This window comes from Achromobacter sp. (genome assembly GCF_036567245.1).
Classification (GTDB): domain Bacteria; phylum Pseudomonadota; class Gammaproteobacteria; order Burkholderiales; family Burkholderiaceae_B; genus Achromobacter.
The window spans coordinates 1-1711 of sequence record NZ_DATCUY010000013.1; the positions used below are offsets into that span (position 1 = coordinate 1).

At 67.2% G+C, this 1711-nt stretch carries 3 protein-coding genes; all 3 read left to right on the forward strand.

Features of this window, described 5'->3' with window-relative positions; all coding sequences use genetic code 11:
• Window positions 1-73 precede the first annotated feature (73 nt).
• Window positions 74-838, forward strand: coding sequence for an ABC transporter ATP-binding protein (locus tag VIR09_RS00465; protein WP_332010646.1), 765 nt, complete (start codon window positions 74-76; stop codon window positions 836-838).
• On the forward strand, window positions 831-1550 hold the full coding sequence (locus VIR09_RS00470) for an ABC transporter ATP-binding protein (protein ID WP_332010647.1): 720 nt from the start codon (window positions 831-833) through the stop codon (window positions 1548-1550). The genes VIR09_RS00465 and VIR09_RS00470 overlap by 8 nt, the downstream gene beginning before the upstream one ends.
• Before the next feature lie 28 nt (window positions 1551-1578).
• Window positions 1579-1711: SDR family NAD(P)-dependent oxidoreductase (locus tag VIR09_RS00475; protein ID WP_332010649.1), on the forward strand; the 133-nt coding region annotated here is incomplete at its 3' end.

Genomic DNA, 1711 nt, shown 5'->3' on the forward strand with positions numbered 1-1711 from the left:
CTCCGGCGCCCGTCGCGCCGCTGCCCGCCGCGCCAAACAAGGCCGCGGCCAAACCGACCCAAAGGAGCGCGGCATGAGCAGCCATCCCTATCTGGACGTGCAAGGCCTGACCGTGAAGTTCGGCGGCCTTACCGCGATCAACGGCCTGTCCATGCAGGTCGAACGCGGCCGCATCCACGCACTGATCGGTCCCAACGGCGCGGGCAAGTCCACCACCTTCAATTGCATTTCGCGCTACTACCGCCCCAGCAGCGGCAGCATCCAGTTCGATGGCGTCGACATCACCCGCAAAAAGCCGCATGAAATGGCGGCGTTGGGCGTGGCCCGCACCTTCCAGAACCTGGAGCTGTTCGGCGCGCTGAGCGTGCGCGAAAACGCCCTGCTGGGCACCTACGCGCATGGCGCCGACAGCCCCGGCAAACTGCTGCGCCCGGCGGCCGCGCAGACGCGCGAGCGGGTCGAGCACTTGCTGGAGCGCGTGGGGTTGGCCGACTTCCTGGACACGCCGGCGTGCAGCCTGGACTTCGGCCGCCAGAAGATGCTGGAACTGGCGCGCGCCCTGGCCATATCGCCCAAGCTGCTGTTGCTGGACGAGCCCGCGGCCGGCCTGCGCAACCGCGAGATCGAAACGCTGGACCGTCTGCTGACCGAGCTTTGCGAGCGCGATGGCATCACGGTGCTGCTGGTGGAACACGTCATGCAGCTGGTCATGTCGATCTCGGATCGCATCACCGTCATGTCCTTCGGCGAAAAGATCGCCGAAGGCACGCCCGCGGAAGTGCGCAGCAACGCCCGGGTCATCGAAGCCTATCTGGGCAAGGGAGCCGCCGGTGGCTGAACATCTGCTTGAAGTCGAAGCGGTATCGGCCGCCTACGGCAATATCCGCGCCCTGCAGGACGTATCGCTGAAAGTGCCGCAGGGCGCCATCGTGGCGCTGTTGGGCGCCAACGGCGCGGGCAAGTCCACCACGCTCAATGTGATCTCGCGCCTGGTCGCGCCCACCGCGGGCAGCGTGCGCTTCGCCGGGGAACCCATACATCGCCTGGCGGCGGACGCCATCGTCGGACGCGGCATCGTGCAAGTGCCGGAGGGCCGCGAGATCTTCCGCGAAATGAGCGTGCGCGAGAACCTGGAAATGGGCGCCTACCTGCGCACCGACCGCTCGGCGGTCAAGCAGGATCTGGACATGGTCTGCGACACCTTTCCGCGCCTGCGCGAACGCTACGAGCAAAAGGCCGCGACCTTGTCCGGCGGCGAGCAGCAGATGCTGGCCACGGGCCGCGCCATGATGGCGCGGCCGCGCATGATCCTGCTGGACGAACCCTCCATGGGACTGTCGCCGCTGGTGGTCGAACAGATCTTCGACATCGTGCTGCGGCTGAACCGCGAGCAAGGCATCACCATCCTGCTGGTGGAGCAGAACGTGAAGCTGGCGCTGTCGGTGTCCAGCTACGCGTACATCCTCGAGAACGGCGAGATCGCGCTGGAAGGCGAGTCCGCCGCGCTGGCCAGCGACGAAGGCGTGCAGCGCGCCTATCTGGGCGCCTAGTGCGCCGAAAGGACCAATCATGATATCGATGCAAGACAAACGGGTGCTGGTGACCGGCGCGGGCCGTGGCCTGGGCGCCGCCATCGCGCAAGGCTTCGCCAGGCAAGGCGCGGCCGTGATCGTCGCCGACGTGGACGCGGCATTGGCCGCCACTACCGCAC